The organism is Mesorhizobium sp. M0195 (genome assembly GCF_040322115.1).
Lineage (GTDB): Bacteria > Pseudomonadota > Alphaproteobacteria > Rhizobiales > Rhizobiaceae > Mesorhizobium.
Window position 1 is genome coordinate 105,454 of sequence record NZ_JAMYSV010000012.1, and the last position, 17,960, is coordinate 123,413.

The window sequence follows — 17,960 nt, forward strand, 5'->3', positions numbered from 1 at the left end:
AGGCGACGACACTATGGTGCGAAGATCGACCAGTTCATTATCTTCGCCAGTTTTTCCAGCGCGATCGAGCCCAGCCTGGAATTGCCGTTGGCATTGAGGCCAGGCGACCAGACGGCAAGCGAGGCGACGCCCGGCACGATTCCCAATATGCCGCCGCCAACGCCGCTCTTGCCGGGAATGCCGACGCGGAAAGCGAAGTCGCCGGAGCCGTCATAGTGGCCGCAGGTCAGCATCATCGCGCCGATGCGGCGCGCGCGCTCTGCCGAGACGACGGAATGCCCGGTCGCCGGGTTCTTGCCGCCATTGGCGAGGAAGCGGCCGGCCAGGGCCAGTTGCCGGCAGCTCATGGCGATAGCGCAATGGTGAAAGTAAACGCCCAGCGCCAGTTCCGGCGCATGGTGGAGATTGCCGAACGATTTCATGTAATTGGCGAGCGCGAAATTGCGAAAGCCGGTGGCGCGTTCGGACGCCGCGACCTCGCGGTCGACGATGATCGTGTCGTCATCTGCCAAGAACTGGATGAAGCGCAGGATCTCGCCGATCGCCTCGCGCGGCTGATGGCCGGCAAGCAGGATGTCTGAGACCACGATGGCGCCGGCATTGATGAATGGATTGCGCGGAATGCCGTTCTCGTGCTCGAGCTGGACGATCGAGTTGAACGGATTGCCCGAAGGTTCGCGCCCGACCCGTTGCCACAGCGCGTCGCCGACATTGCCGAGCGCCAGCGTCAGCGTGAACACCTTTGAGATGCTCTGGATTGAAAACGCCTCGTCGGCGTCGCCCGCGGTCAGCACGCGGCCGTCATTGGTCACCGCGGCGATGCCGAATTTTTTCGGATCGATCTTGCCGAGCTGGGGAATATAGCTGGCGACGTCGCCGCGATCGGTACGCTCCGCCATTTCGGTGGCGACCTCGCGCAAGGCCTGTTCAAGCTGGGGCGCCTGTTCAAGTTGAGACGCCTGTTCAAGCTCCGGCATCGTCGCCCCCCCTACTTCAGCCAGCGTTCGATACGCGCCATCGCCTCGACCATGTCGTCGTGGCTGCCGGCGTAGGAAAAGCGCATCGTGCGATGTCCCTGCAGCGGGTCGAAATCGCGGCCGGGCGTCGCCGCCACATGCGCCTCGGCCAGCATCCGGCGCGCAAACGCCATGCTGTCATTGGTGTGCCTGGTGACGTCGCAGAAGGCGTAGAACGCGCCGTCCATGGGCGCGGCCAAAGCAAAGCCTAGCTCCGGCAGGCGTTGCATCAGGAGCTCGCGGTTCCAGGCATAGCGCGCCTTCACCGCCTCCAGCTCTGGCGTCGCCTTGAACGCCTCGATCGCGGCAATCTGGGACAGCTCGGGCGGCGAGATGTAGAGGCTCTGGGCGATGCGCTCGACCGGCCGCACCAGCTCCTGCGGCAGCACCATCCAGCCGATGCGCCAGCCGGTCATGCAATAATATTTCGAGAAGGAATTGATCACCGTCACATCCGCGCCGAAAGAAAGCGCGGTCGTGTCTGGCGCCGCATAGGCCAGCCGGTGATAGATTTCGTCCGAGATTACGGCGATGCCGAGCTCTTGCGCCGTCTTGACCAGCGCCTCGAGATCGCCGGCGGGAATGACCGCGCCGGTCGGGTTGGCCGGGCTGGCGAACAGCACGCCCTTCAGAGGTTTTTCGCGATGCGCGGCTTGCAGGTGCTCGGCATGGAGATAGGCGGCGCCGTCCAACTCGATCTCGGCGATGTCGATGCCGAGCGCGGCCATGATGTTGCGATAGGCCGGATAGCCGGGGGCGGCGATGGCGACGCGATCGCCTGGATCGAACATCGCCAGAAAAGCAAGGTTGAAGGCAGCCGACGATCCGGTGGTGACGGCTATCCGCTCGGGCGAAACGTCAAGCCCGTAATGCTCGCCATAGTGCGCCGCGATCGCCTTGCGCAGACCGGCGAGGCCCAGCGCGTCGGTATAGCCGATGCGGCCTGCTTTCAAGGCATTGGCCGCCGCTTCGCGAACCCCGGCCGGCGCCGGATCGGAAGGCTGGCCGACGGCCATGGATACGACCGGCAGGCCCTTGGCTTTCAGCCGATTCGCCTCGGCCAGGATGTCCATGGCGTGGAACGGTTCGACCGCGCCGCGGCGCGAAAGCGAAACAGTCATTTTTCAATCCACCACACTTGTCCGCGCGTGCCGGCCATGCTGGCCGCGCCGCACAAATGCCCGATTGGTGTGGGGATCACAAGTTCGGTAAGTTTAGGCTGCCGACTTTTCATCCTTCGCCCACTCGTCTACCAGTGGACCTGCCATGTTGAGCCGACCCAAATCGACGATCGCCAGGACAGCGCGCGCCTTCGCGACGCTTGCGCTTGCGGCGGTGGTCGCCATGGCCGGCTCGGTCGATGCATTTGCGCAGAATGTGCCGGTGGTGCGCGATGCCGAGATCGAGGCGCTGGTACGCGACTACGCGCGGCCGATCTTCAAGGCGGCCGGCTTGTCGGGCGACGCCATCAACATCGTGCTGGTCAACGACCAGAGCTTCAACGCCTTTGTTGCCGGCCGCCGCATGTTCATCAACACCGGCGCGCTGATGACGGCCGAAACGCCCAACGAGATCATCGGCGTCATCGCCCACGAGGCCGGCCATATCGCCGGCGGGCATCAGCAGAAACTGCGCGAGCAGCTCGAGCGTGCCAAGACGATGGCGATACTGGCGACGCTGCTTGGCGCCGGCGCCATGGTTGCCGGCGCCACCAGCAACAGCCGCGGCCTCGCTGGGGCCGGCATGGGCGTGATGGCCGGCGGCGGCGAGATGGCGCAACGCAGTATCCTCGCCTATCAGCGCACCGAAGAGATGACCGCCGACCGTTCGGCAATCGCTTATCTGAATGCAACCGGCCAGTCCGGCATGGGCATGCTGAAGACGTTCGGCCGTTTCCAGAACGCATTGTCGCTCTCGGGCGCGCAAGTCGATCCCTATCGCATCAGCCATCCGATGCCGCAGGAGCGTATCGCCAATCTCGAAGTGCTGGTGAAGCAGAGCCCTTACGTCGACAAGGTCGACCCGCCGGCACTACAGCAGCGCCACGATATGATGCGCATCAAGATCGCCGCCTACATGCAAGGCCAGGCGGCGGCGTCACGATTGATGCGCAAGAACCCCGGCAGCCTCGCCTCGCGCTATGGCGACGCGCAGATGACCTATCTTTTCGGCAATCTGGCTTCGGCGCTCACCAAGACCAACGCGTTGATCAAGGAACAGCCGAAAAACCCGTATTTCCAGGAATTGCGCGGCGACATCCTGATGAAGGCGAACCGGCCGAAGGATGCTGCCGACGCCTATGCCAAGGCGGTCAGCCTCGATCCGGCGCGATCCGGGCTGCTGCCGGTCTCTTACGGCCAGGCGCTGATGGCCATCGGCACGGCGGATTCGCTGAAGAAGGCAGTGGCGCAGATCAACACCGGCCTCGGACGGGATCGCGAAAACGCCGACGGATACCGCTATCTGGCACAGGCTTACGGGGAACTCGGCAACATCCCGGCCGCCGAGCTTGCAACCGCCGAAGGGCATTTCTATTCCGGCGACTACAAGAATGCGAAGATCTTCGCCATGCGGGCGCAGCAGAGCATGAAGCGGGGCGAGCCGGGCTGGCTTCGCGCGCAGGACATTATAAACTACGCACCATCAGGTAAGAAGAAGTGAACCTTTCGGACGCAGGCTGCGACACAGCCAAAGCGAGCGGACCGGAACACGGGCAAGAGGATCGAGGATCATGACCAAGGCAATTCTGCTGGGCACTACCGGAGTGGCAGCGGCTCTCGCCATGCTGGCGTTCGGCTTCGTCGCCGGCAATCCGCAGACGGCGAAGGCCGGCACGGCGCAGCTTGCCCAGACGGCGTCCTCGGGTACCAAGCTCGACCGCACCGAAGTCGAAGGCATCGTCCGCGACTATCTCCTGAAGAACCCGGAAGTGCTTCTGGAAGCACAGCAGGCACTCGAGGCCAAGCAGAAGGAAGAACAGCGCGTCGCCAGTCTCGGCGTCATCAAAGACGCCAAGGACCAGATCTTCAATTCCTCCTTTGACGGCGTTGTCGGCAATCCCAACGGCAAGGTCACTATCGTCGAATTCTATGATTATAATTGCGGCTACTGCAAACGCGCCATCGACGACATGCGCGCGCTGACCAAGGCCGATCCGGACCTGCGCTTCGTGCTCAAGGAATTCCCGATCCTCGGCCCGGATTCGCAGAAGGCGAGCGTCGTCTCGATGGCCTTCCACTTGCTGAAGCCCGAGAAATACGGCGAATTCCATAATGCGCTGCTCGGCGGCCAGGGGCGCGCCACCGAGGCGGCGGCAATCAAGGTGGCGCTGTCGCTCGGCGCCGACGAGACGACGCTGCGCGAAAAGATGAAGGACCCGAGCATCACCGAGGCCTTCTCTAAGACCTATGATCTCGCCACCAAGCTCGCCATCACCGGAACGCCGTCCTACGTGGTCGGCAACGAGGTTGTGTTCGGCGCGCTTGGCCAGGAAGTGCTGGCCGAAAAGATCGAGGCGGCGAAGGCGGCGCTCTGATTAGCGTTCGGGTTTCGATTGGGGCTGCGGGTTTCCGGCGCGGGCCGTTTTCCGGCTGTTGTGGACGGCGAAAGAACGCACTTGCGCTCTTTTCGCCAGCGTCTATGCCCATTATAGAGGGTCCGGCGCGCCGGCTTAGCCGCGCCGGGAAAGGTCGGCATTTTTTGAAAACGGTTTTCGTCCTGAACGGCCCCAATCTCAACGCGCTCGGCAAGCGCGAGCCTGGTATCTATGGCGGCAAGACGCTTGCCGCGATCGCCGACGACTGCAAGCAGGCAGGTGCCGCACTTGGGCTGGAGATCGATTTCCGCCAGTCGAACCATGAGGGCGACCTCGTCGACTGGATCCAGGAGGCCGCCGACAAGGCCGCCGCAATCGTCATCAATCCGGGCGCCTACGGCCATACCTCGATCGCCATTCACGATGCCATCCGCGCCGTCGCGCCGCTGCCGGTAGCTGAGGTGCATCTTTCCAACATCCATGCGCGGGAACCATTCCGCCACGTCTCCATGGTCGCGCCGGTCGCCGTCGGCATGATCTGCGGGTTCGGGCCGCTCGGCTACACGCTGGCGCTGCAGGCGCTGGCTGCACGCCTATGACCGGCCAACAAACAGAAGGCTCGAAAATGTCGATAAAGAAGAACGGTGTTGACCAGCAGCTGATCCGCGATCTGGCGGGCATACTGAACGACACCAACCTGACCGAGATCGAGGTCGAGCTGGGCGATCTGAAGGTGCGCGTCTCGCGGCAGGCGCCGGCCGTCCATGCTGTCGCCGCAGCGCAGCCGGCCCACGCGCCGGCAGCCGCGCAGCCCGCGGCAGCCGCCGTGCCGGCGGCGCCCGACGTGTCGAAGAACGCCGTCGCCTCGCCGATGGTCGGCACAGCCTATCTGGCGCCGTCGCCCGACGCCAAGGCGTTCATCGAGGTCGGACAGAAGGTCAAGGAAGGCCAGACGCTGCTGATCATCGAGGCGATGAAGACGATGAACCAGATCCCCTCGCCGCGCGCCGGCACGGTGACGGCGATCCTGTTCGAAGACGCGCAACCGGTCGAATATGGCATGCCGCTCGTTGTGATCGAGTAGAGCCGGGAACAGGCGAAAGATGTTCCAGAAAATCCTCATCGCCAATCGCGGCGAAATCGCCCTCAGGGTGCTGCGCGCCTGCAAGGAGCTCGGCATCCAGACGGTGGTGGTGCATTCGACCGCCGACGCCGACGCCATGCATGTGCGTCTCGCCGACGAGAGCGTCTGCATCGGCCCGCCGCCGTCGCGCGACAGCTATCTCAACATCCACCAGATCGTCGCCGCCTGCGAGATCACCGGCGCCGACGCAGTGCATCCCGGCTACGGTTTTCTGTCGGAGAACGCCAAGTTCGCCGACATCCTCGCCGCGCACAACATCACCTTCATCGGCCCGACCGGCGACCATATCCGCATTATGGGTGACAAGATCGAGGCCAAGCGCACGGCAAAGCGCCTCGGCATCCCCGTGGTGCCCGGCTCCGACGGCGCGGTCACCGAGGACAAGGAAGCCAAGCGCATTGCCGCCGCGATCGGCTACCCTGTGATCATCAAGGCGTCGGCCGGCGGCGGCGGGCGCGGCATGAAAGTGGCGCATAGCGAGGCCGACCTCGAGGTGGCGCTGCAGACGGCACGCTCGGAGGCGGGTGCGGCCTTCGGCGACGACGCCGTCTACATCGAGAAATATCTGCAGAAGCCGCGCCATATCGAAGTGCAGGTGTTCGGCGATGGCGCCGGGCGCGGCGTGCATTTCGGCGAGCGCGACTGCTCGCTGCAGCGCCGCCACCAGAAGGTCTGGGAAGAAGCGCCCTCGCCGGCGCTCAATGCCGAGGAGCGCGCGCATATTGGCGGCGTCTGCGCCAGGGCCATCGCCGATCTCGGCTATTCCGGCGCCGGCACCATCGAATTCCTCTATGAGGACGGCGAGTTCTATTTCATCGAGATGAACACGCGCCTGCAGGTCGAACATCCGGTGACCGAGGCGATCACCGGCATCGATCTCGTGCACGAGCAGATCCGCGTCGCCTCGGGCGGCGGGCTTTCGGTGCGCCAGGAGGATATCCGCTTCCACGGCCATGCCATCGAATGCCGCATCAACGCCGAGGATCCGCGCACCTTCACCCCCTCGCCAGGCACCATCACCCACTTTCACACGCCGGGCGGCCTCGGTATCCGCGTCGATTCCGGCGTCTATTCGGGCTACAAGATCCCACCCTACTACGACAGCCTGATCGGCAAGCTGATCGTGCACGGCCGCAACCGCGTCGAGTGCATGATGCGGCTGCGGCGCGCGCTCGACGAATTCGTCGTCGACGGCATCAAAACGACGCTGCCGCTGTTTCGCGACCTCGTTGGCAACGCCGACATCGCCAATGGCGACTACGACATCCACTGGCTGGAAAAATACCTGGCCGAAGGCGAGTGATACAGGGGCGAAGCGATGACCCGTCCCTACGCACCCGGTTATCGCATCCCGACCGACCTTTTGCTCAAAGCCTATGCCTCCGGCGTCTTCCCGATGGCCGAAAGCGCCAATGACCCCGAAGTATTCTGGGTGCGGCCGGAGACGCGCGGCATCATTCCGCTCGACGGGTTCCACATACCGAAAAGCCTGAGAAAGACGATCCGCAAGAACCTGTTCGAGTTCCGTATCGATTTCGACTTCGAGGCGACGATCGAGGCCTGCGCCGAAAGGCGCGAGGAACGTCGGTCGACCTGGATCAACGCGCCGATCCGCGAAGCCTATATCGAGCTGCATCGGATGGGCCATTGCCATTCGGTCGAGGCCTGGCACGACGACCGGTTGGTCGGCGGGCTCTACGGCGTATCGCTCGGCCGCGTGTTTTTCGGCGAGAGCATGTTCGCCAGGGAGACCGACGCGTCAAAGGCCTGCCTGGTTCACCTCGTCGAACGCCTGAAGGCGCGCGGCTTTGCACTGCTCGACACGCAGTTCACCACCGAGCATCTCAAACGCTTCGGCGCAATCGACGTGCCGCGCGGCAAGTACGAGAAGATGCTGGCCGAGGCGCTGAAGGGCGAGGCGGTGTTTTTTCCATAACCTGGAGAATGGTTCATCGTTTTTCACAGAATTCCGGACGGAAACCGTTCACTTTTCGTGGAATTGCTCTAGCGGCCAGTCAGCTTTTTGCTGCCGTCACAGCGGCGTCTGTGCGTGGAACATCATCTTCCAGCCATTGACGCGGTGGACATAGCCAGTGCTGACCAGCGCCGCATAGGCTTCGCCATTTTGCCGGGTCGCACGCGCCTCGTAGGTCAGCATGACGATGTCGCTGCCCGGCTCGATGATGCCCTTGAGGTCGATGTCGAGATCGCGCCAGCGGTTCTGGTCCGTGGCGGTTTCGGCCAGATCGGAATTGCTCATCACCCGCGCCATCTGCGGGAAGGCCACCAGGCATTCGGTATCGGCATTGGCCTTGAAGTAGTCGGCGTCGCCGCTCCAGAATCCCCTTTCGATGTCGAGAAGTTCGTTCTTGTTGGCCATCATCATGGCAACCTCCTCCGTAGAGAGGCACCAACGCTCGGGGAACGCGGCGGTTCCGCGGGGCGCGGTATCCGCCGCGCGCTGACAGATTCTAGTTGGTTTTGGGGGCGGCGGGTGCCGGCACGTCGGACTTCTGCTTGCAGCCCTTCAGCCAGATATCATAGACGGCATGCTCGACGGCGTTGATCCCGGGGCTTTCGGCAAACATCCAGCCGGTGAAGATACGGCGTATCTTCCGGTCGAGCGTGATCTCGTCGACCTCGACGAACGAATCCGTCTTCGGCTCTTCGTTTTCGGGCCGCGAATAGCAGATGCGCGGCGTCACCTGCAAAGCGCCGAACTGCACCGTCTCGTCGATATAGACATCGAAGGTGATGATCCGGCCGGTGATCTTGTCGATGCCGGCGAATTCAGCGACGGGATTGGTGAGGCGTTCGGATACTGCCGGTGCTGCAGGCGCTACCGACGCGTCCGGCGCCAATTCCTGCGCAGCGGCAAGCGCCACCATGGAAGCGAGAACGACCGCGGTTAATCCGCCCGTCAAAATTCGGCTGAACATGCTCATGCAAGGTCCGGTGATTTGCGCCCGGGTGATTCTCTTAACGCCAAGGCTAGTTGCTGCTGTCGGATCAGCAAACAGCTAAACAGTAATTGTGGCGACAAAGGACCGCCCGCGTGGGGACCGCCTCCGTGGGGGACCGCGGCCTGTCGCGGCGATCGATCACGAACCGGGCGTCCAGGCGTCGTAGTCGCCCGTCACCTGCGGACGATGCCGGTTGGTCAGCACCGACCCCTTCGGCCGATAGGCTGCGGGGCTGCCGGTGAGGTTCGGCACATGCGGCTTTTGCCAGTCGCGTGGCTTGTAGTCTTCGCTTGGCGGCGGAACGTCTACACGGTGATGGATCCAGCCATGCCAGCCGGGCGGAATCGCCGAGGCTTCCGAATAGTCGCGGTAGATGACCCAGCGGCGGGTGCGGCCTTCCGAATCGACGCCGCCCTCATAGTAGACGTTGCCGACCTCGTCCTGCCCGACCTTCTTGCCATGCCGCCAGGTGTGAAAGCGCGTTCCCAATGTCTGGCTGTTCCACCAGGTGAAAAACTGCAGAAGGAAAGTCTTCATCCAAATCCTCGTGGCAAGTCCTTGTGGCAAGTCCTCGCGGCGGCTGCGGCGCCTGTACCTGCTTATGGCGTCACGGCATTGCGAAGGCAAGGGTCTTGCCGCAACCGGCGAGCAAATGGCTGACGGAAAAGCGATACGTTCATGCTATTTTCGCGGCCGTCCGAAGCAGATGAAATAAGTTGTTGGCAACCTTACGCAGCGTTATTCTAACAGTTGATGCTTCGTTGCCTAGGACGGCAAATGAGAGGGGTTTATGTCATCGCTGGCGGGCACGGCCGGTCGCGCATTGCCGCAGGTCGTTGAGGCGATCTACGATTCGATTGCCGACGTCGACCGCTGGCAGGCGACACTCGAGGCCATCTGCAATCTGGCGGAAGGCCGGCTTGCCATGCTCGCCGTCATCGACACGATCAGCAGCTCTGCGCGGTTTTCGGTATCCTGCGGCGATCCCGCAGTTCTTGAGCCGTTGAAGCATGACTACGGCTCGCAAGTACCGTTCTATGCGGCGGTTCCCAAGATGGAGATCGACGTGCCCTTCACCGTCGATTCGATCTACGCCCTGCAAGGCCCGGATACACGACAGAGATGGCTCGAAAGCCGCATCGTGCGCGAATGGGTACAACCCAACCGGCTGGACGATTTCTTCTGGGTGGCGTTGATGAAGCGGCCGACCCGGATCGGTACGCTAATGGTGGTGACCGACAAGGACAGACGCCAGATTTCCCGCGAGGATCTCGAGCTTGTCTGCCTGCTGGCGCCGCATGTGCGGCGCGCGGTGACCATCGGCGACCTGTTCGAGGCCGAGCGGCGCAAGGCCGAAATCTTCCGCTCCATCATCGAAAGCCTCGACCATCCGGTGCTGATCGTCGCCGAAGACATGACCATCATCTTCGCCAACCCGTCAGCCGAAGCGCTGCTCGCCGAAAACATTTCGGTCGCTTGCGTGCGCGGACAGCTGTCCTTCACCTATGCCAACGCCAACGCCGCGATCGGCCGTGCCGTCCAGCTCGGCACGCGCGACGAATTCGCACTCGGACCTTGCGGCATCAACATTCCCCTGGCCAAGACGGCCGTTCCGGCGGTGGCCCATGTTATGCCGCTGGCGCGGCGTGAAATCTCGGCGCGCATCTCGCAGCGCGCCGCCGCAGCGATCTTCATCGCCGCGGGCGGTTCGACACCGACCCCGGCGCTGGACGCCATTGCGGCGCTGTTCGGACTGACCGCGGCAGAAAGGCGGGTCGCCGGTCACGTTGCCGCCGGCCTGACGCGAAAGGAAATCGCCGCGGCCGGCGGCGTCTCGGACGGCACCGTCAAGTCGCAGCTGGCGACGATCTTCGACAAGACCGGTACCGGCGATCAGCGCGAGCTCGAACTCTTGATGCGCGAATTGTCGCCGCCGTTGCGCGCCAGTTGATTTTGCGCAGATTCCCCTGACCGGCGGCGGTCCAAAAGGCCCGGCCGGTCAGTTTTCCCAAGCCTTTAAGACCATCGTCCGCAAAATCTGCGAAACGAAACCGGCATCGTTGCAATTCGGCCAAAATCATGGTGCGGTCGTTCGCGGTCCAGAAACGCGGCACTCTGCTCGGCTGGAATGAAAATGGTTTCTGGCGCGGATCTCGATCTTTGACACCGACATCTACCGAGCGGCTGCTCCCCTACCTCTTTCTGCTTGGGCTGATCGCAATCGCGGTCGCTTTCCGGCCACTGCTGCCCGTCGACGAAACGCGATATCTCAGCGTCACCTGGGAAATGTATCTGAGCGGACAGATCTTCGTCCCGACCATGAATTTCGCGCCCTATCTGCAGAAGCCGCCTCTGCTGTTTTGGCTCATCGACCTTGTCTGGAAGATTTTCGGCGCCAGCCGGCCGGCCGCGATGCTGGTAATCTTCGCCGCCTCCTCGCTCGTCATCTGGCTGACGACGGCTTTGGCAAAGACCCTGTTTCCGGGCCGCGACGACATCGCACGGCGCATCCCCTGGCTGGTTGCCGGAAGCTGCGTGTTCGTCATCTATTCGACGCTGATCCTATTCGACCTGTTGCTGACGGTGTTTGTGCTCGCCGCGCTGTTGTCGTTGATTGCCTTTGCCCGGAGCGGCAATCGCTGGCAGGCCGTTCTGGCCGGGCTGTTCATCGGCATAGGCGTGCTGACGAAAGGCCCGGTGGTGCTGATCCATATCGGCGCGCCCATCCTGTTCTACCCGTTCTGGCGCGACCGACGGGCGGGACTGACGACACCGAACTTCCTCGCTGGAGTGGGCTTGGCAGTGCTCGCCGCGCTGATTCCGGTGGCGATCTGGCTGGTGCCGGCGACGATCCTGACAAAGGGCAGTTTCGTCTATGATCTGGTCTGGAACCAATCGGCGGGGCGCGTCACCGGCAATTTGCGCAATTCGCACGGCCGGCCGTTCTATCTCTATCTGCTGCTGCTGCCGGTCATGTTCATACCCTGGATCTTCATACCCGAGGTCTGGCGGTTGAAGCTGCGCACGCGGATACGCAACCTGATCGAGACGAAGTCGCCGGATCTGCGCGCCTTGCGCCTACTGTCGTTCTCGTTCGTTGCCGTGTTGCTGGCGTTCAGCGCGATATCCGGCAAGCAGCCTCACTATGTCGTGCCGATGTTGCCGTTCGTGACCATCCTGTTCGGCTATTTCATGGCGGAGATCCCGCTCGCCAGGCTGAAAAGCTCGGCCGTCGTCATGCTTGTCATTTTCGGCATCGGCCACGCGGTGGCATCGGCAACCGCGTTCAAACGCTATGACCTGACGCCGCTCGCCAACTTCATCGACGAGCGAAAGGATGCGGACTGGGCCGTGGCTTTCGACTATCAAGGCGAAGTCGGCTTCCTGGCCGGGTTGCAAAGGCCGTTCGAAAGCACCGACAAACCGGAAGAATGGCTTGGCTCGCATCCCAGCGGCTATGTTATCGACAAGGTTTCCAAGGATCCCGGCACTGCAGGGCAAATCGCGTTCCGGCTTCGCGTCGAACGCGGCTATCTCGTCGTGCTGAAGGGACAGCATTGACGATCGTCACCGGTATGCGAGTTCGTCCCCCGCGCGGGAGATGAAGGCGTTGCTGCTTCGTGGTTCCATCGCTCGATAGAACCGGGAGGTATTCATGCGCAAACTCATCTCGACGACGCTTTTTGCCTTATCGCTCGCTGTGGCCGGCCTTGCCGCCGGTCCGGCATGGAGCTTCAAATGTCAGTCCGGAACGATCGGGCAAGGCAGTTGCTCCTGCTCCGGGACCGCCGACTGCACCGATATGCGGCATTCCAAAATGTGCAAGGGCGACCTGAACTGCGGTTCGGGCAAGTGCTCCTGCACGGCTGCACTGGTAGTCGACCCCGGCCCGAAAACCCCCAAGCCCAAGGTCGTCGCGCCGAAGGCGACAACCAAAGGCGTCGTGAAGCAGTAGATGTCCGACCCGAAAGGACGGCGGCTCGACGTCGCTGGGCCGGCCCGATGTTTCGCGGTTCATCCCCCGTGCGGGCGATGAACCGCTATCGAAGAAGTGCTGGCGTCTAGCCGGAGGGTGGTTTCCAACCAGAGAGCGAGGATACCATGTTGAAAACCTGCATGATGCTGTTCTTCTGCCTGATGGCGGCCACCGCGGCCGCCCAGCCGCCGCCTTCGGGGCCGCCGGTTCCCAGTGCGGCACTTGCCCCATGCAACGCCACACAATCGAACAGGCCCTGCAAAGCCGAACTCGGCGTGTTCCTGATCACCAACACCGTCCGCAACCTGGCGCAAGCCAAGGTCGACGCCACCAACGCACAGCTGGCCGCCCAGGGACGATCGTCGCGCGCATCGATCGAATCGCTGAAGCAATGGCGGCCGTCGCGCTTTGCGACGCAGATGCTGAACCAGCCGAACAGCTGGTTTGTCAAAGTTCCTTACATCCTGACCATCAAAGTCTCGATCCCTGTGACCTCCGACCGCCACATCGGCATTCCCATAGACGTCAACGTCTTCTGCAGCGGCTGGCAGACCGATTCCAGCCAGGTCATCATCCGCTCGCAACCCGGCCCGGCGAGCTTCGAGGGCGGCAACATCCTCGAGGACGTTTTCAACGTCGGCAATTACATCGACGCGCAGGTACGCAACTCGTTTTCGGCACCCCTACCGGTGACGACGCCGGTTCCAAATTCGAAATGCTCGGCAATAGACGGCTCCGATGCCGGCACGCAGGCTACCGGCGATGATCTCATCTTCTGGACGGTGCCGCGGCGCAACCTGGTGGTGACGGACGCCATAGCCAAGCCGACGGTTGAAGTCACCTTCGACAGCCTCACACGCCTGTCAGCCCGCGACTTCCACAGCAATGTCGTCTATGCGGAATCCGAGGCTATAAACCTCAACGTCTACGCCAATGAGGACGGCCTTCAGAAGGCGCTGACGATGCGCGAAGGCGACGTGGCTGCGCTGAACCTTCCCGCAGTACGGCTCGACGCGCGAAAATACGATTCGCTGGTGGTCATCGGCAATGTCGACCAGCCGCCGAACGATCCCAGAGACAGCGCCTTCGCAGTAGCGGCCAAGACTGCGGGATTCGGTGCCGGTTCCAAGATCATGCAGATCCCGAAGTGGTATTCGAGGCCTCCGGACCAGTTCAATCCCAAGCCTACATGGATCAGAGTTCCCGCCTATGAGCTGCACTATACGGTACGCTATCTCAATAGCGGCGAGTTGGCCGTCGATGGTGGAACCAGTACGGTCCGGCCTCCAAAAGTCGCCGTTCCGATAAAGACGCTTATCAAGCCGAAAACGCGCTGACGCGGCCGCTCGCGGATCACGGCGGCAGTTCCCGCCATCCCCCGCGCGGCCGATGCGGCAGCGCCGGCGTCATGGCCTGATCTTGCGGAAACAAACGCGCCGCTGCGCCGCGAGCGAGCGGCGCCATCGATGGAGACGCACGATGCTGCACTCGCCCCACACCATGCCCGCCGTCCGGATCATTGCGGCAATCTCGCTGCTTGCCTTCCCGAACTTCCTGCCGCCGGTCACGATCCCGGCGAACGCGCTGCCGGTCAGCCAATCCTGCCGGATCACCACCTATTACAAGACGGCGGCAAAGGCGACGGAGGTTGGCGTGCGCTCGACGTGCCAGGGCGTTAAAAAATGGGGCGTCACCTCGAAATATTACGAGGTCGAAAAGATCGAAGCCGCTACGCCCCCGCACACGTCGGGCGGCGGCGGCAGCCTGCCGTGCGAGTTTCTCGCCGCCGGCTGCTTCAACCTGCCCGTGAAACGCAACTGAGCGCCAGGCGAACGAGCTAGCCGATCGCCTTCTCCAAAACCAGCGCCGGCAATCCTGAGGCGCCGCCGCAATCGGCCGTGTTGCCGGCGGGCGTGAACCCTCTCGAGCGGTAAAAGGCAACGGCCGGAGCATTTGCTTCCTCGACCTCGACGCGCAGCGTTCGGGCCTCCGGAAAGCTGGCCTCGATCTCGTCCAGCAGGGCCTGGCCGATGCCTTGCCTCTGCCAGGCCGGATGCACGTAAAGCTGGTTCAGCATGACGACCCCGGCATCCGTCGTGGCGGCCGCGAAAGCCATGCCACCGATGCTTTTGCCGTCGTCCGCGACCAGGAATTCCGAGTTCGGTCGTGTCAACCGCGCTTTGAGCGCGGCGATCGAATGCCATTCGTCGGTGATTTCGGTGACCCGCGCCGCGCCGTAGATGGCGTCATAGGTGGCGTGCCATGTCTCCACCAGCAATGCGCGCACCGCCGCAAGATCGCGCTCGCTGGCGGTGCGGACGAACATCCTATTCGATCCCGAGCTTGGCCTTGACCAGCTCGTTGACCACCTGCGGGTTGGCCTTGCCGCCGGTCGCCTTCATCACCTGGCCGACGAACCAGCCGGCCATGGTCGGCTTGGCGCGCGCCTGTTCGACCTTGTCCGGGTTGGCGGCGATCACCTCGTCCACCGCCGTTTCGATAGCCCCGGTATCGGTGACCTGCTTCATGCCGCGGCTTTCGACCAGCTGACGCGGATCGCCGCCCTCGTTCCAGACGATCTCGAACAGATCCTTGGCGATCTTGCCGGAGATGGTGCCCTCCTTGATCAGATCGATGACCGCGCCGAGCTGATCGGGCGAAACCGGAGCATTTTCAATACTCTTGCCGGCTCTGTTCAACGCACCCAGCAAATCGTTGATGACCCAGTTGGCGGCAAGCTTGCCATCGCGACCAGCGGCCACCTTCTCGAAATAGTCGGCGACCGCCTTTTCCGATACCAGGATCGAGGCGTCGTAGGTCGACAGGCCGAGCGAGGAGATCAGCCGTGCCTTCTTGGCGTCCGGAAGTTCAGGCAGGTCCTTTGCCAGCGCATCGACATAGGCCTGGTCGAATTCCAGCGGCAGAAGGTCGGGATCCGGGAAATAGCGATAGTCGTGCGCTTCTTCCTTGGAACGCATCGAGCGCGTTTCGCCCTTATTGGGATCGAACAGCCGCGTTTCCTGGTCGATCTTGCCGCCGTCCTCCAGGATGGCGATCTGGCGGCGCGCCTCGGAGTCGATGGCCTGGCCGATGAAACGGATCGAGTTGACGTTCTTGATCTCGCAGCGCGTGCCGAATTCACCGCCAGGCCGGCGTACCGAGACGTTGACGTCGGCGCGCAGCGAGCCTTCGTCCATGTTGCCGTCGCACGTGCCGAGGTAGCGCACGATGGTGCGCAGCTTGGTGACATAGGCCTTGGCTTCATCGGCGGAGCGCATATCCGGCGTCGAAACGATCTCCATCAGCGCCACGCCGGAGCGGTTGAGATCGACATAGGACATCGTCGCATGCTGGTCGTGCATCGACTTGCCGGCATCCTGCTCCAGATGCAGGCGCTCGATGCCGACCTCGATATCCTCGAACTCGCCCTGCCGGTCGGGGCCGACGGAGACGATCACCTTGCCCTCGCCGACGATCGGTTGCTTGAACTGCGAGATCTGGTAGCCCTGCGGCAGGTCGGGGTAGAAATAGTTTTTCCTGTCGAAGACCGATTTGTGGTTGATCTGGGCCTTCAGGCCCAGACCGGTACGGATCGCCTGCTTGACGCATTCCTCGTTGATCACCGGCAGCATGCCAGGCATCGCCGCATCGACCAGGCTGACATTGGCATTGGGCGCGGCGCCGAAAGTGGTCGAGGCGCCGGAAAACAGCTTTGCCTGCGAGGTCACCTGCGCGTGGACCTCGAGGCCGATGATGATCTCCCAGTCGCCGGTGGCGCCGGGAACCAGGCGCTTGGCGTCGGGCGTGCGGGTATCGATGATGCTCATAAGGGCCTGCATATTGGAATTGCGGATATGCGGAACGCATATTTTGGTGTGCAACTTCGCTAGTGCAAACCGCTTCGCGAGACAAGCGCCAAGCCGCAGGTGCCGACGCGGCACAGGCCCGCAGCTGCCGCGATGGACTGCTATAGCAGCTTGAAAAATTCAAATGGCCGGCAACCCGGCCGCCGCCGCCTCATGCCGTGGCGATATAGGCCCTGATCTCCTCGGCCTCGCGCTCGACATCCTCGATGCGCCGCTTGACCACATCGCCGATCGACACGATGCCGTCGAGCAGCCCGTTCTTTTCCACCGGCAGATGGCGGAAGCGACCCTTGGTCATGATCTCCATCACCTCGTTGACGGTGTGGTTCTCATTGCAGATCTTCACCTTGGGCGTCATCGCCGAGCGGATGGCAAGGTCGAGCGCCGCGGCTCCCTCCTTGGCGAGAACCCGCACCACATCGCGCTCGGAAAGAATGCCGACGATCTTGTGATCGCCGTTGGTGATGACCAGCGCGCCGATCCTGTGTTCGGAAAGCATGCGGATGGCTTCGCTGAGCTTTTCGTTCGGCCCGAGCGTCACCACGTCGTGGCCTTTCGCCTCGAGAATTGCCTTAACAGTCATGGCGTCCTCCTCTGCATTTCCTGCCGGCTCCTGCCCTGGCCGGCTTTCCCTGGGATGAACATGGTGCGCCGCGATCGGTTGCTTTTCAAGTGCGGAGGTCTCAGCTCTCCGGCTCCTCCGTCTGCCGGGGCACCTGCTCTCGCCGATCAAAAAACCGCAGGCCGAAGAAGCCGGCAACAAAGCCGCCAATATGGGCTTCCCAGGCGATCTGGCCGTCAATGCCGGGCGCCAGGCCGAAGAGGCCGGTCGCCAGGTTGATCACCATCCACATGGCGAGAAAGGTGACGACGCCGCGCGAGCGGAGGACCGCCGCCATCGGTAAGGGCCGGCCAGCGAAGGCGGCCCTGCCCGACGAGCGGTCGATGCGGAAGCCGTAGCGCGCCGCCGCGCCCATCATGCCGGAAATCGCGCCGGAGGCGCCGACCAGCGGTGCGTCGCCAAGCGGGTGCATGGCCCAGAACAGCGCCACCGCCGCCAGTCCGGTGGCGGCGAAGAACAGGCTGAAGCGCAGCGCGCCGAAGCGGTTGGCCAACGGTGAGCCGAAGGCCGCAAGCCACACCATATTGATGGCAAGATGGGCAAAGCCGCCATGCAGGAAGGCATAGGTAAAAGGGCTTGAAAACGCGAAGAAATCCAGGTCGAAGCGGCCGGAATAGCGAATCGGCACGAAGGCAGCCCGGACAAGCAGTTCGAAGTCCTGGTCGTCGGTAAGCCAATAGACCCGGATCAGATGGACCGCGACGCAGATGCCGATCACCGCCAGCACCACGGGCGGCAGGTTGAACACCGGCTCGCGGCGCTGCTCCGGTTCGCGGGCGACAGGCCCACCCTGGCCCTGCTCGATCTCCGGTGGGCTTTCTGGGTCACTCATATGGCT

20 protein-coding genes are annotated in these 17,960 nt (G+C 63.0%); 11 read left to right on the forward strand and 9 right to left on the reverse strand.

The features are described 5' to 3' along the window. Nucleotides 1-11 precede the first annotated feature (11 nt). Complete coding sequence (locus NKJ12_RS21880; RefSeq protein ID WP_254817099.1) at nt 12-977, reverse strand: glutaminase; 966 nt, start codon at nt 975-977, stop codon at nt 12-14. Between the two features lie 11 nt (nt 978-988). After that, nucleotides 989-2,137 carry a pyridoxal phosphate-dependent aminotransferase gene (locus NKJ12_RS21885; RefSeq protein ID WP_352705053.1) on the reverse strand — a complete coding sequence of 383 codons (1,149 nt, stop codon included), beginning with the start codon at nt 2,135-2,137 and terminating at the stop codon, nt 989-991. A gap of 145 nt (nt 2,138-2,282) precedes the next feature. Between NKJ12_RS21885 and NKJ12_RS21890 the strand changes: the two genes are divergently transcribed. The 6 genes from NKJ12_RS21890 (at nt 2,283) to aat (ending at nt 7,631) form a co-directional block, all read left to right on the forward strand. Then, nucleotides 2,283-3,677 carry a M48 family metalloprotease gene (locus NKJ12_RS21890; RefSeq protein ID WP_352508566.1) on the forward strand — a complete coding sequence of 465 codons (1,395 nt, stop codon included), beginning with the start codon at nt 2,283-2,285 and terminating at the stop codon, nt 3,675-3,677. 70 nt (nt 3,678-3,747) lie between these two features. Beyond that, a complete protein-coding gene (locus NKJ12_RS21895; RefSeq protein ID WP_352705055.1) occupies nt 3,748-4,551 on the forward strand; it encodes a DsbA family protein in 804 nt (267 codons plus the stop codon). A gap of 164 nt (nt 4,552-4,715) precedes the next feature. Then, nucleotides 4,716-5,150: a type II 3-dehydroquinate dehydratase gene (gene aroQ / locus NKJ12_RS21900; protein WP_031211260.1), complete on the forward strand. Its 435-nt coding sequence runs from the start codon at nt 4,716-4,718 to the stop codon at nt 5,148-5,150. Between the two features lie 26 nt (nt 5,151-5,176). Continuing rightward, complete coding sequence (gene accB / locus NKJ12_RS21905; protein WP_352477448.1) at nt 5,177-5,635, forward strand: acetyl-CoA carboxylase biotin carboxyl carrier protein; 459 nt, start codon at nt 5,177-5,179, stop codon at nt 5,633-5,635. A 19-nt stretch (nt 5,636-5,654) separates the two neighbouring features. Continuing rightward, nucleotides 5,655-6,998, forward strand: coding sequence for an acetyl-CoA carboxylase biotin carboxylase subunit (gene accC / locus NKJ12_RS21910; protein WP_352477446.1), 1,344 nt, complete (start codon nt 5,655-5,657; stop codon nt 6,996-6,998). A 15-nt stretch (nt 6,999-7,013) separates the two neighbouring features. Beyond that, entirely contained in the window at nt 7,014-7,631 is a 618-nt protein-coding gene (gene aat / locus NKJ12_RS21915; protein WP_292662502.1) for a leucyl/phenylalanyl-tRNA--protein transferase, read from the forward strand. 96 nt (nt 7,632-7,727) lie between these two features. On the opposite strand, the gene NKJ12_RS21920 is transcribed toward aat, so the two are convergent. The 3 genes from NKJ12_RS21920 to NKJ12_RS21930 form a co-directional block, all read right to left on the reverse strand. After that, complete coding sequence (locus NKJ12_RS21920) at nt 7,728-8,078, reverse strand: hypothetical protein (RefSeq protein ID WP_352705115.1); 351 nt, start codon at nt 8,076-8,078, stop codon at nt 7,728-7,730. A gap of 88 nt (nt 8,079-8,166) precedes the next feature. Continuing rightward, nucleotides 8,167-8,640, reverse strand: a complete 474-nt coding sequence (locus NKJ12_RS21925; RefSeq protein WP_352705058.1) for a DUF2155 domain-containing protein — start codon at nt 8,638-8,640, stop codon at nt 8,167-8,169. A 156-nt stretch (nt 8,641-8,796) separates the two neighbouring features. Further along, on the reverse strand, nt 8,797-9,195 hold the full coding sequence (locus NKJ12_RS21930) for an NADH:ubiquinone oxidoreductase subunit NDUFA12 (RefSeq protein WP_254817092.1): 399 nt from the start codon (nt 9,193-9,195) through the stop codon (nt 8,797-8,799). Between the two features lie 253 nt (nt 9,196-9,448). Between NKJ12_RS21930 and NKJ12_RS21935 the strand changes: the two genes are divergently transcribed. The 5 genes from NKJ12_RS21935 (at nt 9,449) to NKJ12_RS21955 (ending at nt 14,455) form a co-directional block, all read left to right on the forward strand. Continuing rightward, nucleotides 9,449-10,609 carry a helix-turn-helix transcriptional regulator gene (locus tag NKJ12_RS21935; RefSeq protein WP_352705060.1) on the forward strand — a complete coding sequence of 387 codons (1,161 nt, stop codon included), beginning with the start codon at nt 9,449-9,451 and terminating at the stop codon, nt 10,607-10,609. A gap of 209 nt (nt 10,610-10,818) precedes the next feature. After that, a complete protein-coding gene (locus NKJ12_RS21940; protein ID WP_352705062.1) occupies nt 10,819-12,219 on the forward strand; it encodes an ArnT family glycosyltransferase in 1,401 nt (466 codons plus the stop codon). A gap of 94 nt (nt 12,220-12,313) precedes the next feature. Continuing rightward, nucleotides 12,314-12,613: a hypothetical protein gene (locus NKJ12_RS21945; protein WP_352508571.1), complete on the forward strand. Its 300-nt coding sequence runs from the start codon at nt 12,314-12,316 to the stop codon at nt 12,611-12,613. A 146-nt stretch (nt 12,614-12,759) separates the two neighbouring features. Then, nucleotides 12,760-13,971, forward strand: a complete 1,212-nt coding sequence (locus NKJ12_RS21950) for a hypothetical protein (protein ID WP_352705064.1) — start codon at nt 12,760-12,762, stop codon at nt 13,969-13,971. Between the two features lie 142 nt (nt 13,972-14,113). Further along, entirely contained in the window at nt 14,114-14,455 is a 342-nt protein-coding gene (locus NKJ12_RS21955) for a hypothetical protein (protein ID WP_352649224.1), read from the forward strand. 16 nt (nt 14,456-14,471) lie between these two features. Here the strand turns inward: NKJ12_RS21955 and NKJ12_RS21960 are convergent, their stop codons facing one another. From NKJ12_RS21960 to NKJ12_RS21975, 4 genes are all read right to left on the reverse strand, one after another. Next, complete coding sequence (locus NKJ12_RS21960; protein ID WP_352649223.1) at nt 14,472-14,960, reverse strand: GNAT family N-acetyltransferase; 489 nt, start codon at nt 14,958-14,960, stop codon at nt 14,472-14,474. Between the two features lies 1 nt (nt 14,961). After that, complete coding sequence (gene gatB / locus NKJ12_RS21965; protein ID WP_352705066.1) at nt 14,962-16,461, reverse strand: Asp-tRNA(Asn)/Glu-tRNA(Gln) amidotransferase subunit GatB; 1,500 nt, start codon at nt 16,459-16,461, stop codon at nt 14,962-14,964. A 190-nt stretch (nt 16,462-16,651) separates the two neighbouring features. Beyond that, nucleotides 16,652-17,083: a CBS domain-containing protein gene (locus tag NKJ12_RS21970; RefSeq protein ID WP_023717464.1), complete on the reverse strand. Its 432-nt coding sequence runs from the start codon at nt 17,081-17,083 to the stop codon at nt 16,652-16,654. 100 nt (nt 17,084-17,183) lie between these two features. After that, nucleotides 17,184-17,954, reverse strand: coding sequence for a rhomboid family intramembrane serine protease (locus tag NKJ12_RS21975; RefSeq protein ID WP_352508576.1), 771 nt, complete (start codon nt 17,952-17,954; stop codon nt 17,184-17,186). Between the last annotated feature and the right edge of the window lie 6 nt (nt 17,955-17,960).

Coding starts and splice junctions, on each gene's coding strand:
- NKJ12_RS21880 (WP_254817099.1), bottom strand. CDS start 977: ATGCCGGAGCTTGAACAGGCGTCTCAACTTGAACAGGCGCCCCAGCTT.
- NKJ12_RS21885 (WP_352705053.1), bottom strand. CDS start 2,137: ATGACTGTTTCGCTTTCGCGCCGCGGCGCGGTCGAACCGTTCCACGCC.
- NKJ12_RS21890 (WP_352508566.1), top strand. CDS start 2,283: ATGTTGAGCCGACCCAAATCGACGATCGCCAGGACAGCGCGCGCCTTC.
- NKJ12_RS21895 (WP_352705055.1), top strand. CDS start 3,748: ATGACCAAGGCAATTCTGCTGGGCACTACCGGAGTGGCAGCGGCTCTC.
- accB (WP_352477448.1), top strand. CDS start 5,177: ATGTCGATAAAGAAGAACGGTGTTGACCAGCAGCTGATCCGCGATCTG.
- accC (WP_352477446.1), top strand. CDS start 5,655: ATGTTCCAGAAAATCCTCATCGCCAATCGCGGCGAAATCGCCCTCAGG.
- aat (WP_292662502.1), top strand. CDS start 7,014: ATGACCCGTCCCTACGCACCCGGTTATCGCATCCCGACCGACCTTTTG.
- NKJ12_RS21920 (WP_352705115.1), bottom strand. CDS start 8,078: ATGATGGCCAACAAGAACGAACTTCTCGACATCGAAAGGGGATTCTGG.
- NKJ12_RS21925 (WP_352705058.1), bottom strand. CDS start 8,640: ATGAGCATGTTCAGCCGAATTTTGACGGGCGGATTAACCGCGGTCGTT.
- NKJ12_RS21930 (WP_254817092.1), bottom strand. CDS start 9,195: ATGAAGACTTTCCTTCTGCAGTTTTTCACCTGGTGGAACAGCCAGACA.
- NKJ12_RS21935 (WP_352705060.1), top strand. CDS start 9,449: ATGTCATCGCTGGCGGGCACGGCCGGTCGCGCATTGCCGCAGGTCGTT.
- NKJ12_RS21945 (WP_352508571.1), top strand. CDS start 12,314: ATGCGCAAACTCATCTCGACGACGCTTTTTGCCTTATCGCTCGCTGTG.
- NKJ12_RS21950 (WP_352705064.1), top strand. CDS start 12,760: ATGTTGAAAACCTGCATGATGCTGTTCTTCTGCCTGATGGCGGCCACC.
- NKJ12_RS21955 (WP_352649224.1), top strand. CDS start 14,114: ATGCTGCACTCGCCCCACACCATGCCCGCCGTCCGGATCATTGCGGCA.
- NKJ12_RS21960 (WP_352649223.1), bottom strand. CDS start 14,960: ATGTTCGTCCGCACCGCCAGCGAGCGCGATCTTGCGGCGGTGCGCGCA.
- gatB (WP_352705066.1), bottom strand. CDS start 16,461: ATGAGCATCATCGATACCCGCACGCCCGACGCCAAGCGCCTGGTTCCC.
- NKJ12_RS21970 (WP_023717464.1), bottom strand. CDS start 17,083: ATGACTGTTAAGGCAATTCTCGAGGCGAAAGGCCACGACGTGGTGACG.
- NKJ12_RS21975 (WP_352508576.1), bottom strand. CDS start 17,954: ATGAGTGACCCAGAAAGCCCACCGGAGATCGAGCAGGGCCAGGGTGGG.